The 12,528-nt window shown below is 32.2% G+C and carries 14 protein-coding genes; 10 read left to right on the forward strand and 4 right to left on the reverse strand.

Going from position 1 to position 12,528, the window contains the following annotated elements; all coding sequences use genetic code 11:
• Positions 1 to 13: 13 nt before the first annotated feature.
• Positions 14 to 760, reverse strand: a complete 747-nt coding sequence (fabG, locus tag LOS89_RS08300) for a 3-oxoacyl-[acyl-carrier-protein] reductase (protein WP_231834815.1) — start codon at positions 758 to 760, stop codon at positions 14 to 16.
• A gap of 135 nt (positions 761 to 895) precedes the next feature.
• On the opposite strand from fabG, the gene LOS89_RS08305 reads away from it, so the two are divergent.
• The 7 genes from LOS89_RS08305 (at position 896) to LOS89_RS08335 (ending at position 6,818) form a co-directional block, all read left to right on the forward strand.
• Positions 896 to 1,126: a hypothetical protein gene (locus LOS89_RS08305; RefSeq protein ID WP_231834816.1), complete on the forward strand. Its 231-nt coding sequence runs from the start codon at positions 896 to 898 to the stop codon at positions 1,124 to 1,126.
• 9 nt (positions 1,127 to 1,135) lie between these two features.
• On the forward strand, positions 1,136 to 1,417 hold the full coding sequence (locus tag LOS89_RS08310; protein ID WP_231834817.1) for a cytochrome-c peroxidase: 282 nt from the start codon (positions 1,136 to 1,138) through the stop codon (positions 1,415 to 1,417).
• Between the two features lie 222 nt (positions 1,418 to 1,639).
• On the forward strand, positions 1,640 to 2,080 hold the full coding sequence (locus LOS89_RS08315; RefSeq protein WP_231834818.1) for a hypothetical protein: 441 nt from the start codon (positions 1,640 to 1,642) through the stop codon (positions 2,078 to 2,080).
• 133 nt (positions 2,081 to 2,213) lie between these two features.
• Positions 2,214 to 2,828: a TetR/AcrR family transcriptional regulator gene (locus LOS89_RS08320; protein ID WP_231834819.1), complete on the forward strand. Its 615-nt coding sequence runs from the start codon at positions 2,214 to 2,216 to the stop codon at positions 2,826 to 2,828.
• A 5-nt stretch (positions 2,829 to 2,833) separates the two neighbouring features.
• Positions 2,834 to 4,138 carry a TolC family protein gene (locus LOS89_RS08325; RefSeq protein WP_231834820.1) on the forward strand — a complete coding sequence of 435 codons (1,305 nt, stop codon included), beginning with the start codon at positions 2,834 to 2,836 and terminating at the stop codon, positions 4,136 to 4,138.
• 1 nt (position 4,139) lies between these two features.
• Positions 4,140 to 5,222, forward strand: a complete 1,083-nt coding sequence (locus LOS89_RS08330) for an HlyD family secretion protein (protein WP_231834821.1) — start codon at positions 4,140 to 4,142, stop codon at positions 5,220 to 5,222.
• Positions 5,223 to 5,225: 3 nt separating this feature from the next.
• Positions 5,226 to 6,818: an MDR family MFS transporter gene (locus LOS89_RS08335; protein WP_231834822.1), complete on the forward strand. Its 1,593-nt coding sequence runs from the start codon at positions 5,226 to 5,228 to the stop codon at positions 6,816 to 6,818.
• A gap of 31 nt (positions 6,819 to 6,849) precedes the next feature.
• On the opposite strand, the gene LOS89_RS08340 is transcribed toward LOS89_RS08335, so the two are convergent.
• Positions 6,850 to 7,887 (reverse strand): RluA family pseudouridine synthase, encoded by a 1,038-nt coding sequence (locus LOS89_RS08340; protein WP_231834823.1) that lies wholly within the window; start codon positions 7,885 to 7,887, stop codon positions 6,850 to 6,852.
• On the reverse strand, positions 7,874 to 8,527 hold the full coding sequence (locus LOS89_RS08345; protein WP_231834824.1) for a PASTA domain-containing protein: 654 nt from the start codon (positions 8,525 to 8,527) through the stop codon (positions 7,874 to 7,876). The genes LOS89_RS08340 and LOS89_RS08345 overlap by 14 nt, the downstream gene beginning before the upstream one ends.
• Positions 8,528 to 8,706: 179 nt before the next feature.
• Between LOS89_RS08345 and LOS89_RS08350 the strand changes: the two genes are divergently transcribed.
• The 3 genes from LOS89_RS08350 (at position 8,707) to LOS89_RS08360 (ending at position 11,743) form a co-directional block, all read left to right on the forward strand.
• Positions 8,707 to 9,681, forward strand: coding sequence for a D-alanine--D-alanine ligase (locus LOS89_RS08350; protein ID WP_231834825.1), 975 nt, complete (start codon positions 8,707 to 8,709; stop codon positions 9,679 to 9,681).
• A gap of 2 nt (positions 9,682 to 9,683) precedes the next feature.
• A complete protein-coding gene (gene coaD / locus LOS89_RS08355; RefSeq protein WP_231834826.1) occupies positions 9,684 to 10,142 on the forward strand; it encodes a pantetheine-phosphate adenylyltransferase in 459 nt (152 codons plus the stop codon).
• 62 nt (positions 10,143 to 10,204) lie between these two features.
• On the forward strand, positions 10,205 to 11,743 hold the full coding sequence (locus tag LOS89_RS08360) for a SulP family inorganic anion transporter (protein WP_231834827.1): 1,539 nt from the start codon (positions 10,205 to 10,207) through the stop codon (positions 11,741 to 11,743).
• An 85-nt stretch (positions 11,744 to 11,828) separates the two neighbouring features.
• Here LOS89_RS08360 and LOS89_RS08365 read toward each other — a convergent pair whose 3' ends face one another.
• Positions 11,829 to 12,518, reverse strand: coding sequence for a class I SAM-dependent methyltransferase (locus LOS89_RS08365; protein ID WP_231834828.1), 690 nt, complete (start codon positions 12,516 to 12,518; stop codon positions 11,829 to 11,831).
• Between the last annotated feature and the right edge of the window lie 10 nt (positions 12,519 to 12,528).

The raw sequence follows: 12,528 nt of genomic DNA on the forward strand, positions 1-12,528 counted from the left end.
TTAAGTATAACTATTAAGTAAGCATTCCTCCATCAACATTAAGAACCTGACCCGTAACGTAAGCACTCATGTCTGATGCTAAGAAAACACAAACATTAGCTACATCTTCTGGAGTACCACCTCTTTTTAATGGAATAGATTCTCTCCATCCTTTAACTACTTCTTCGTTTAATTTAGCAGTCATTTCAGTTTCAATAAAACCAGGAGCAATAGCATTGCAACGAATGTTTCTTGAACCTAACTCTAACGCAATAGATTTTGTAAATCCGTTCATACCTGCTTTAGAAGCTGCGTAATTTGCTTGACCAGCATTTCCTTTTACTCCTACTACACTACTCATATTTACAATTGATCCTTTACGATTTTTCAACATGATTTTTTGCACTGCTTTAGTCATGTTAAAAACTGATTTTAAGTTAATTGCCAATACATTATCAAAATCTTCTTCTGACATACGCATCAACAAATTATCTTTAGTGATTCCGGCATTGTTGATTAACACGTCAACTGTACCAAATTCAGCCACAACATCATCAACTAATTTTTGCGCTTCATTAAAATCTGCAGCATTTGATTTATATCCTTTTGCTTTAATTCCTAAAGCATTTAATTCATTTTCTAACGCCATTGCAGATTCAACAGATGAACTATATGTAAACGCAACATTAGCACCTTGCTCTGCAAAAACTTTTGCAATTCCGCTACCAATTCCACGGCTTGCACCTGTAATAATGGCAACTTTTCCTTCTAATAATTTCATGGTTAATATTCGTGTTAGTTTGTTTATAATTAAAGTTCAAATATAGGAATATTTTAAAGTATAAAAAAAGCAGGCTCATAATTAAACTTTTTTATTAAATGTTGTCTTACAATTACTAACCTAAAACTAACTCCTATGAAAAACCAAATCATTATTAGTCTTTTGACTATTTGTGGATTAACATCTTGTAGTAATAATTCTGATGATAATTATGAAGCGATTCCTCAATACCCTTTTGTAGAAGCCAAATTTGGTTCGTCTGTAGATCTAGAAAATTTAGCAAACTATGCAAATCAGTCCACTCAAGCCTATATTATTAAAGATAATTCGTTAGGAAACACAATTACAGATGCTGAAGCTACTTAGGGACGCGTTTTGTTTTATGACAAAAATCATTCTTCAAACAATACTATTTCTTGTGCAAGTTGCCACAAACAAGAGTTTGCTTTTAGTGATTCAAATGTTGCTAGCACAGGAGTTAACGGCACAACATGCAGGCATTCTATGCGTTTGATTAATTCAAGATTTGCAACAGAAACTAAATTCTTTTGGAACGAACGAGCTTTAAACCTAGAAACTCAAACCACCATGCCAATTAAAGATCATGGAGAAATGGGCTTTAGTGGTGAAAATGGTGATTTATCATTTAATGATTAAATTACAAGATTAAGTGCAATTGGATACTATAAAGAACTTTTCAAATTTGTTTATGGAACTGAAGAAATTACTGAAGTAAAAATTCAAAATGCATTAGCGCAATTCATAAGAAGTATTTAATCTTTTGATTCAAAGTACGATACTGGAAGAGCTTTAGCTACAAATGATGGACAACCTTTTTCAAATTTTACTGCTGAAGAAAACCAAGGAAAAAATTTGTTCTTGACTCCACCAGTATTTAATACAAGCGGCGTTAGAACAAGTGGCGGTTTAGGTTGTGGTGGTTGTCATAGAGCACCAGAATTTGATATTGACCCAAACACATTAAACAATGGCATAATAGGAACTATTGCTGGAACTGGAATTGATACTGGTAATACAAGAGCTCCATCACTTCGTGATTTAGTTAAAACTGATGGAACTACAAATGGACCTATGATGCACACAGGTGTTATAACTACTTTACAAGCGGCAATTGGACATTATGGAACCATAAATATCGCCCCTGGAAATAACAACTTAGACCCTAGATTAACTTCAGGAGGAATTGGACAACAATTGAACTTAACAGCTACTGAAGTTAATGCAGTTATTGCCTTTCTAAAAACATTATCTGGAACTGATGTTTACACCAATACAAAATGGTCGAATCCATTTAATTAAAAAAAAATATACAATTATACTAATCTTATAAGACCTCATCAGAGGTCTTTTTTGTTAAAATTACGTTAATATCATTTTTAAACAAATGTTTAATTTAAACAAATGTTTAATTTTGTGCAGTAAATTTCATATTATGATATTAAGCGAAAAACAAATACATATTATAGACAAATCGGAGAAGCTATTTGCTGAAAAAGGATTTGATGGTACTTCTATTAGAGATATTGCGAAAGCAGCAGATATTAATATAGCTATGATATCCTATTATTTTGGTTCTAAAGAAAAACTTTTAGAAGCAATTGTATACTATAGAATATCTGCATTAAAATTGTTATTAAACAGTTTAACAACTGAAGAAATTCATCCACTAGAAAAGATTAATCGTCTTATCGAATTTTACATTTCAAGAATTCATCAAAATAAAACGATTTATCAAATTATTCATCACGAAATAAGTAACAACAAACGTGAATTTGACTTAGAATCATTCAAACAAATTAAGATTGATAACATCCGAATTTTAGCCCAAATTATAAAAGAAGGTCAAGATTTAGGCATTTTTAAAGATGATATTCAAGTAGAATTAATTCCACCAGTTATCATTGGTACACTTACACAAATGAATATAAATCAGCATTTTTACAGTGAAATTCTAGGTTTAAAAAATGATGATGACTTTGAAAACTACATAAAAACAACCTTTACTGATTTTATAAAAAAAACAATTAACTCATTAATTTTAAAATAATTAATATGAAAAAGAAAACAACAATCCTTTTGGGATTACTCATGAGTTCTTTGTTTGTCTTTTCACAAGAGCCAAAAAAATTGAGCTTGAAAGAAGTAGTAGAATTGGCTACAACCAAAAGTAATCAGGCAAATTTAGCCATTTTGAAAAAACAAACAGCTGAAGCAGAAGTAATTCAGGCAAAAAACAAACAGTATCCAAATCTTACATTATCAGGTCAATATCAAAGAATTTCTCAACCTAATATATCGTCACCAGTTTTATTTCAAGGAGGCGGTTCGGGTGAGTCTTTTGGAAACATAAACCAAATATTATTAGGAAATGCCAATGCTTCAATTCCACTTTTTAATGGTTTAAAGATTAATCAAAATATAAAAGCTCACGAAAATCTTTTACAAGCTGAGATTGCTCAAGAAAACCAAACAAAAGAAAATCTAGCTAACTATGCCATTGCGTTGTATTTTAATATTTATAAAACGCAACAAACCTTAACTATTTTAAATGATAATTTAAAAAGTGCGCAACAACGAGTTACCGATTTTAAAAATTTGGAAGACAATGGTTTACTTGCGCATAACGATTTACTAAAAGCACAATTACAAGCATCAAACATTGAACTTTCTATCGAAAAAAGCAAAAAAGACATTAATGTTTTAAACTATAAATTGGCTTCAATTTTAAATTTAGACGAAAACACTTCGTTCGATATTGTAAAAGAAGATATAGAACTATTAAATGTAGTACAAACTTCAAATTCATCTATTGAAAGATCTGATTTAAGCGCTTTGAATCATCAATTTGAGGCAAGTAAAAACCAAATAAAAATTGCACAAGGAAACTATTTTCCTTCAGTTAATTTAATTGGCGGTTATGTTGCTGCAGATATTCACAACTTTCTTACGGTAACAAATGCTATGAATTTTGGTGTTGGCGTTTCATACGATTTAAGTGGAATTTTTAAAAACAACGCTGAAGTTAAAATCGCTAAAAGTAAATCTGAAGAAGTAAAATTTTCTACTTCAATTCTTGAGAAACAAATCAATGAAGAAGTAAAAAATGCTGAAGAAAATTACTTATTAGCTCAAAAACAATTTAATGTGTACCAAAAAGCAGCCGAACAATCTGATGAAAATTACAGAATTGTAAAAGATAAGTATGATAACGGGCTATCAAGTACAAACGATTTATTAGAAGCTAATGTAGAACAAATTCAAGCTTCAATCAATGAAACGGTATCACAAGCTGATATTCTTCAAAAATATTACGAATTACAATACGCAAAAGGAACGCTAATAAAAACTATCAACTAAAATGGAAAAGAAAAAAGAAACAAATAAAAAATTTACAATTATCCTAATTGTTTTAGTAGTATTAGGAGTTGTTTATGGAGGATATAAATATTTTCATTCTCAAGCACATGAAACTACAGATGATGCGCAAATAGAACAAAATATGGCTCCAATTATCCCAAGAGTTTCGGGATATATCAAAAAAATCTATGTTACAGATAATCAAAATGTAAAAAAAGGTGACACTTTATTTACAATTGACAATATCGACTATTTAGTAAAAGTGGAAGAAGCGCAAGCAGCATTAGTAGCGGCTCAAGGAAGTTTTGAAGTTTCAAAAGCCGATGTTGGTAGCGCAAATGCAAACGTTTCTGTTTACGATGCAAATGCTAAAACTGCTTATAGTTCAATTGAAAATGCTAAAGTGAAATTATGGAGAGCACAAAACGATTTTGAAAGATTTGAGAAATTATATGCAAATAAATCAATTACAAAGCAACAATATGAACAAGCTTTAGCTGCGAAACAAGTTGCAGAAAACGAATTAAAAGCTTTACAACAACAAAAAGCGGCTGCTGATTATCAAAAAAATGTTTCGGTAACTAAAACATCTGTGGCTAATAAACAAACAACTGTAGCTGAAGCAAACATTAAAAGAGCTCAAGCACAGTTAGATGCGGCTAAATTAAATTTAGGTTATACTGTTGTAACAGCTGCTGTTGACGGACAAGTTTCGACAATTGATTTACAACCAGGACAAATGGTGCAAGCAGGACAATCTTTATTTTATATTATTAATTCAAGCGACGTTTGGGTTGTGGCTAATTTTAAAGAAACACAATTAAACAAAATGCGCTTAGGTCAAGAAGTAGAAATTAAAGTGGATGCTTATCCCGATTATACTTTTGTAGGCGAAATTACATCATTCTCTCCTGCTACAGGTTCTCGTTTTTCGCTTTTACCTCCAGATAATGCAACTGGTAACTTCGTAAAAACAATACAAAGATTACCTGTTAAAATCAGTTTAAAGAACACTAACGATAAAGAAAAAGTAAGTTTACTTCGTGCCGGAATGAACGTAGATGTAGACGTACACTTAAAATAATTTATGAGCGCATCAGGAACATTACAAAATGACGATTTAGTACTATATGGTATAGATAGGGTAATTATTACTATTACTGCTGTGTTGTGTGCTTTATTGGAAATTGTAGATACTACCATTGTTAACGTAGCTTTAAACGACATGCGTGGAAGTTTAGGAGCTACTTTAACCGATGTAGCTTGGGTAATTACGGCTTATGCAATTGCTAACGTAATTGTAATTCCAATGACTAGTTGGTTATCGCAACAATTTGGTAGACGAAATTACTTTGCAGCTTCTATTATCATCTTTACCTTTTCTTCCTTTTTATGTGGAAATGCAACCGGAATTTGGGAGCTTGTTCTTTTCCGATTCATTCAAGGTTTAGGTGGTGGAGCGCTTTTGGTAACTTCTCAAACGATTATTACTGAAAGTTATCCGGTGGAAAAAAGAGGAATGGCGCAAGCTATTTACGGTATGGGTGTAATTGTTGGACCAACATTAGGTCCGCCACTTGGAGGTTATTTAGTAGATAATTACTCTTGGCCTTATATCTTTTACATCAACGTACCGATTGGAATTATTGCTACATTATTGACTTTAACATATGTAAGAAGTCCAAAATATGGAGATAAATTAAAAAGCAATCAAGTTGATTGGTGGGGAATTATTACACTGGCAACATTTATTGGATCGCTGCAATTTGTTTTAGAACACGGACAACAAGACGATTGGTTTAATGATAGTACAATTGTGATTGTGAGTATTATGAGTTTTGTCGGCTTGTTTTTCTTCATCTGGAGACAGCTCGTCTACGAATATCCCATAGTGAATTTAAGGGTTTTGAAAGATAACAATTTGAGAGTCGGAACCATTTTGAGTTTTGTCCTCGGATTTGGGTTATACGGTTCAACTTTTATTATTCCAATATATACACAATCTGTTTTAGGTTGGACTGCTACAGATGCTGGTTTATTATTGATACCAAGTTCATTGATGACAGCTTTTATGATGCCAATAATTGGTAAATTAATTCAGAAAGGTGTACCTCAACCCTATTTAGTTGCAGGAGGTTTCTTGATGTTCTTTGTCTTTACTTTTTGGATGCATAACATTATGACACCAGATACAGGAACTGAACATATGTTTTGGCCACTGATTGTTCGTGGATTTGGTTTAGGATTATTATTCGTACCCATTACAACGCTTTCACTTTCTACTTTATCAGGAAAATCGATTGGTGAAGGAGCGGCATTTACTGGAATGATGCGACAATTAGGAGGTTCATTTGGTATTGCCATCATTACAACTTTTATTTCAAGATTATCGCAAGATCACCGTGTAAATCTGATTAAAAATATTGATGGAGCAAATGCAATGGTACAACAACGTATTCATGGTTTACAACAAAGTTTCATTACTAAAGGTTTTAGTCCAAATGAAGCCTTAGATAAAGCACATCAATTAATTAATTTATCAGTAACCAAACAAAGTACGGTTTTATCTTATATGGATGTATTCATGTATTTAGGAGTACTGTTCCTAATTTGTATACCTTTTATCTTATTTATCAAAAAAGGTAAAAACAAAGTTGATTTAAGCGAAGCTATGCATTAATAAAAAAGCCCTTTTAAAAAGGGCTTTTTTATTATTCTTCCGTATATGTTTGTGCTTTTGAATACACTCTCCATTTCTCGATACATTCCTGTAAATCTTGAGGAATTTCAGAATCGAATCGCAAAAATTCCTTTGTTATAGGATGTTCAAAACCTAATGTTTTTGCATGTAACGCTTGTCTTGGCAACACTTTAAAACAATTGTCTACAAATTGCTTGTATTTGGTAAAAGTAGTTCCTTTTAAAATAGCATTTCCACCATATCGTTCATCGTTAAAAAGAGTGTGACCAATATGTTTCATATGTACACGAATCTGATGTGTTCTTCCAGTTTCTAATTGACAAGATACTAAAGTAACATAACCAAATCGTTCTAAAACTTTATAGTGCGTTACAGCTGGTTTTCCTTTTTCTTCATCTTCATGAACTGCCATTTGCATACGATTTGAATCGTGTCTTCCAATGTTTCCTTCAATCGTACCTTCATCTTCTTCGATATTTCCCCAAACCAAAGCAATATATTCACGTTCAGAAGTTTTTTCTGCAAATTGTTTAGTCAAATAAGCCATTGCTAATTCTGTTTTCGCAACAACTAACAATCCAGTTGTATCTTTATCAATTCTGTGAACCAATCCAGGTCGTTCTGAACTGTTCATTGGTAAATTCTCAAAATGATAAGCCAAGGCATTTACCAAAGTTCCTGAATAATTCCCATGTCCGGGATGCACAACCATTCCTGCTGGTTTATTTATAACCAACAATTGATCGTCTTCATAAACAATATCTAAAGGAATATTTTCAGGTGTAAGCAACTGCTCATAAGTAGGATGCGCTAAAACCAATCGCACTACATCTCCTGCTTTTACTTTGTAATTCGATTTAACTGGAACATCATTAACTAAAATCGAACCTTGCTCTGCTGCTTGTTGAATCTTATTTCGTGTGGTATTTTCAATCATGTTCATCAAAAATTTATCCACTCGTAAGGCTGATTGCCCTTTACTTGCTTCAAAACGATGATGTTCGTATAACTCGTCTTCGAGTTCATTTCCTACATTATAATCCGCCATTATCTTCTTTAAATTCTTCTGGTTTTACTTCTTCTGTTGGCGGTAAAGTATCTGCTGGTTCTTCAGAACTAAATGTTTCTTCGTTGAAAACCTCTTTACCATCACCTAAAACAAAATCTAAAGTAGAACTTTTCTTTACCTTATCTCCTGCTCTTAAACGTTTACCATTTTGATAGATTTGCAATACAATATCTTTTGCAATATGCGGTTTATAAGTAATTTTTCCTTCTTTTAATGTTAGCGATTTAATAGTTGCCGAAATTTGACGGAACGTTTTATCCTTAAATTCAGGGATTGTAATATCGGTAAACTCTCCTGCATTCAATTTCACATATACTTTACGTCCATCTTTTACCAAACTTCCCGCTTTTGGATCTTGTTCCAAGATAGTAAAAGGAGGAAAATCAGCATTAAACTCAACTGTATCTAATAAAAAAACTTCTAAATCAAGCTCATTTAACTTTTCTTCAGCAGTTTCTAATTTCATTTTAGCCAAATCTGGCACTTTAATTTCTTGACCATGATTGGTTCTAAAATCTAGAAATTGAATTACTAAAAAAGTGAAAACCACCACAATAGAAATGGCTATAAAAACTTGAATAAAAAAAGTTCGGCTTGTTAAATACTTAAATAAACTCATACAAAATGATATTTTGACAAAGATATAAAAATCATAAAGAAATTATGATGCAATTCATTTTCATTTCTTCTTTCTTTTAAAACGAGTTATTTAGAAAATTATTTCTTACAGAAAACAATAAAAGAACTTAAAATCTGAATATTTAATGTAATTTTGTGTATCACAATTTGAAATATACAATGAAAAACGTTGCCATTATCATGGGAGGTTACTCCAGCGAATACAAAATTTCATTAACAAGTGGAAATGTCGTATTTAATAATATTAATCGCGATAAATTCAATCCATATCGTATTCATATTTTTAAAGAAAAATGGGTATATGTAGATGAAAAAGACGCTGAATTTCCTATTGATAAAAACGATTTTTCGGTTACCGTAAATGGTAATAAAATTAATTTTGACGTAGTTTTCAATGCTATTCACGGAACTCCTGGTGAAGACGGATTAATGCAAGCTTATTTCGAATTATTGAATATTCCTCAAACGTCTTGCGATTATTATCAAGCATCGTTAACATTCAATAAACGTGATATGTTATCGGTTTTAAAACCTTATGGAATTAAAACGGCGACTTCTTTTTACCTTAATCTTGGCGACGAAATCAATGTTGAGGCAATTTTAGAAAAAGTAGGATTGCCTTGTTTTGTAAAACCAAACAAATCAGGTTCGAGTTTCGGAATTTCGAAAGTAAAAACGAAAGAAGAATTCCTTCCAGCTATTGAAAACGCTTATAAAGAAGATGACGAAATTATCATTGAGAGTTTCCTTAACGGAACAGAAGTTTCTGTAGGTGTCATCAATTATAAAGGAAATGTTACCGTTTTACCTATTACTGAAATCGTGTCTGAAAATGATTTTTTTGATTACGAGGCAAAATATTTAGGAAAATCGAAAGAAATTACGCCAGCGAGAATTTCGGAAGAATTAAAAGTAAAAATTGAAACAGTTGCTAAAAGAGCTTACGAAGTGTTGAAAATGAAAGGGTTTTCGCGTAGTGAATTCATTATCGTAAACAACGAACCTCATATGTTAGAGATGAATACGATTCCCGGTTTAACTACCGAAAGTATTTTACCACAACAAGCTCGCGAAGCAGGAATTTCATTACCAGAATTGTTTGAAAACGCTATTGAATTGGCTTTAAATAAATAACTATGAGAAAAGCAATATTTCCAGGTTCATTTGACCCAATAACAAATGGACATTACGATATAATAAAAAGAGGCGTTTCTTTGTTTGATGAAGTAGTAGTAGCCATTGGTGTTAATGCCGAAAAAAAATACATGTTTACTCTTGAAGAGCGTAAACGTTTTATCGAAGAAGCTTTTAAAGACGAACCAAAGGTTAAAGTAATTACTTATAGTGGTTTAACTATCGATTTGTGCAAAAAAGAAAAGGCTGATTTTATCTTACGTGGACTTAGAAATCCGGCTGACTTTGAGTTTGAAAAAGCCATTGCACATACCAATCGTGTGATGTCGAAAATTGAAACGGTTTTCTTATTAACTGCTGCTCGAACTTCGTTTATTTCATCAAGTATTGTTCGTGATGTATTACGAAATGGCGGAGATATTTCGCCATTAGTCCCAGATTCTGTTTTAAATAAGAAGTAAAAAATACTTTATTTTGAAATACGTACTTTTGCATCATAATTTCTATAAAAGCCATAATTTACATGCAAAAAGTACTTAATCTCTTCGATTTTAAACAAAAAGTAGATTATAAAATCGAAATATTAGCAGGATTAACGGTTGCTATGACCATGATTCCTGAATCGTTGTCTTTTGCAATTTTAGCAGGCTTCCCTCCTCTTGTTGGTTTATACGGTGCTTTTATAATGGGATTGATTACCGCTATTTTTGGAGGTCGCCCAGGCTTGATTTCTGGTGGTGCTGGTGCAACAGTCGTTGTTCTTATCGCTTTAATGCAATCGCATGGTTTGGAATATGTTTTTGGAGCCATAGCTTTAGCCGGAGTCATTCAAATCTTAGTAGGATTGTTTAAATTGGGTAAATTTATTCGTTTGGTTCCCAATCCTGTAATGTATGGTTTCGTAAACGGACTTGCGGTTGTTATTTTCATGTCGCAATTTGAACAATTCAAACAAGTTACCAACGGAACTTCTGAATGGCTTTCAGGAACACCTTTGTTCACTATGGCAGCTTTAGTAGCTTTAACAATAGCAATTATTTTAATTTTTCCTAAAATCACAAAGGCAATTCCGGCTTCATTAGTTGCTATTATTGTTGTTTTTGCATTAGTAATTGGTTTTAATATCGAAACAAAACAAGTGGCCGATATTGCTTCTATTAGTGGTTCTTTACCTCCATTTCATATTCCTGAAATTCCAATTACTTGGGAAACCTTTCTAATTATTTTACCATATGGAGCCATTATGGCCGCTGTAGGATTAACCGAAGGTTTACTAACTCTGAATTTAGTTGATGAAATTACAGCTAGTAAAGGAAATAGTAATCGCGAATGTTTAGCGCAAGGAACAGCTAATATTGCTAACGGTTTTTTCTTTGGAATGGGAGGTTGTCCAATGATTGCACAAACATTAGTGAATCTATCTGCTGGTTCGCGTGCTCGTTTATCTGGAATTGTAGCCGCATTAACAATCTTAATCATCATTTTAGTTGGTGCGCCAATTATCGAATTGGTTCCACTAGCAGCATTAACAGGCGTTATGATTATGGTTGCCATTGGAACTTTTGAATGGGCAAGTTTTAAAGCGTTTACCAAAATGCCAAAATCAGATATTTTTGTAATGGTTGTGGTAACCTTAATTACCATTTTTATGCACAATTTAGCCTTAGCTGTTTTAATTGGAGTTATTATTTCGGCTTTAGTTTTTGCTTGGGAAAGTGCAAAACGTATTCGCGCTCGAAAATATATTGATGAAAATGGAGTTAAACACTATGAATTATATGGACCTTTATTTTTTGGCTCTACAACTGCTTTTGCTGAAAAATTTGATATAAATAACGATCCAAACGAAATTATAATTGACTTTACTGAAAGCAGAATCTCCGATATGAGCGCTATTGATGCGGTTAATAAAATTACCGAACGTTATGCTGCATTAGGCAAAAAAGTACATTTAAGACACTTAAGTGCCGATTGTGTTGAACTTTTAAAAAATGCTGAGGCTATAATTGATGTTAATATTATGGAAGATCCATTGTATAAAGTTGCTGTTGAAAAAGTGTAATATCAGTATTTAATTGTTATCCTGAACTTGTTTCAGGATTTATGCATTGAGAAGCTGAAACCAGTTCAGCTTGACAGAAATACATTTACTTCTCAAAAACAATCAATTTTTCTTTTACAATTAAATTCGAAAAATTAAATTTTGATTTTATCCATTGCAATGTAGTTTCTTGGTAAATAAAGACATGTGTAAAATCGTCTTTGTAATACCAATCTTCAAAAAGCTTTTGGTTTTTGAAAACTTCGGTTTTACAATACAATTTCCCGTTTGGTAACAACATCGAATGCAACAATTGAAACTCTTGTAAAGGTTGCTTAAAATGTTCCATTACTTCGCAACACGAAATATAATCGTACTTTCTTGTTAGCAGTTCCGGATTATTTTCAAAATACAAGTCGTAATTTTCTATTTGGAACCCCTTATCTCTTAGCATTTTAGAAACCACTGGTCCGGTTCCTGAGCCAAAATCCAACCCTGTATTATTTGGAGTAAAATCTTGTAAAATTGCATTTACAATTGGCGAAACAAAGTTTTGATAACGCACATCGTTTACATCATTATTATGCAATTCATAATGCGCTTTTTCTTCTTCTGGAGATAAATAAGTAAACGCTGGGCGAAAAATACCTTCACAAACATTACATTTATAAAATAAATGCTTCGGTTTTTCGCAGAAGATTTTCACTTCACTTTTACACAAAGGACAATTCTCTAAATTCATATAACAAAGATAACCAATCGAAGTTAAAAAGTGATTAAGTGAATTGAACTCCAAAAAGATTCTT

Origin of the sequence: Flavobacterium channae (genome assembly GCF_021172165.1) — a bacterium.
Lineage (GTDB): Bacteria > Bacteroidota > Bacteroidia > Flavobacteriales > Flavobacteriaceae > Flavobacterium > Flavobacterium channae.

Coding starts and splice junctions, on each gene's coding strand:
- fabG (WP_231834815.1), bottom strand. CDS start 760: ATGAAATTATTAGAAGGAAAAGTTGCCATTATTACAGGTGCAAGCCGT.
- LOS89_RS08305 (WP_231834816.1), top strand. CDS start 896: ATGAAAAACCAAATCATTATTAGTCTTTTGACTATTTGTGGATTAACA.
- LOS89_RS08320 (WP_231834819.1), top strand. CDS start 2,214: ATGATATTAAGCGAAAAACAAATACATATTATAGACAAATCGGAGAAG.
- LOS89_RS08325 (WP_231834820.1), top strand. CDS start 2,834: ATGAAAAAGAAAACAACAATCCTTTTGGGATTACTCATGAGTTCTTTG.
- LOS89_RS08330 (WP_231834821.1), top strand. CDS start 4,140: ATGGAAAAGAAAAAAGAAACAAATAAAAAATTTACAATTATCCTAATT.
- LOS89_RS08335 (WP_231834822.1), top strand. CDS start 5,226: ATGAGCGCATCAGGAACATTACAAAATGACGATTTAGTACTATATGGT.
- LOS89_RS08340 (WP_231834823.1), bottom strand. CDS start 7,887: ATGGCGGATTATAATGTAGGAAATGAACTCGAAGACGAGTTATACGAA.
- LOS89_RS08345 (WP_231834824.1), bottom strand. CDS start 8,527: ATGAGTTTATTTAAGTATTTAACAAGCCGAACTTTTTTTATTCAAGTT.
- LOS89_RS08350 (WP_231834825.1), top strand. CDS start 8,707: ATGAAAAACGTTGCCATTATCATGGGAGGTTACTCCAGCGAATACAAA.
- coaD (WP_231834826.1), top strand. CDS start 9,684: ATGAGAAAAGCAATATTTCCAGGTTCATTTGACCCAATAACAAATGGA.
- LOS89_RS08360 (WP_231834827.1), top strand. CDS start 10,205: ATGCAAAAAGTACTTAATCTCTTCGATTTTAAACAAAAAGTAGATTAT.